We start from the raw sequence: 396 nt of genomic DNA, 5'->3' as shown, positions 1-396 counted from the left end.
AGCAAAATCAAATTCTGTAAAAGTGGATAGTAAGGGAAATGCAGTGATTACAAGAAGCATAGTTGCTGATGTTATCTCCGTTGCCCAGTCTGACTCAATAAAGCATGGGAATACGAAAAACGGTATCGCGGTGGTTGTTCCTGTGGAAATCAGCAAAGCGTTAGCTGGTGTGCAGATTACGCTGAAAGCAGATGCACTGGATAAACTAGTGTCCTCTGGTGTCAAACGGTTCACCATCGATACCGACAGTATGGCTGACTTTGGATTTATGCTGGATACCCTAAAGGAACTGAACCGTCAGACTACCGGAGATCTTATTCTAAAAATGAAGAAGACCGCAGTTACCTCTCAGGAAGTAGAAACAGCCATTGGAAATCGCCCGGTCTATGATATTAC

Annotated in this window: 1 protein-coding gene; it reads left to right on the top strand. The window is 43.7% G+C overall.

Annotated features, from left to right (window positions below; translation table 11 throughout):
• Nucleotides 1–43: 43 nt before the first annotated feature.
• A partial coding sequence (locus PZH32_RS11615; protein ID WP_275208413.1) for a hypothetical protein occupies nucleotides 44–396 on the top strand: 353 nt, incomplete at its 3' end.

It is taken from the genome of Adlercreutzia equolifaciens (assembly GCF_029076695.1).
GTDB classification, from domain to species: domain Bacteria; phylum Actinomycetota; class Coriobacteriia; order Coriobacteriales; family Eggerthellaceae; genus Adlercreutzia; species Adlercreutzia equolifaciens_A.
The sequence above is the reverse complement of the archived record's forward strand: the minus strand, read 5'-3'. Positions and strand labels throughout refer to the sequence as shown.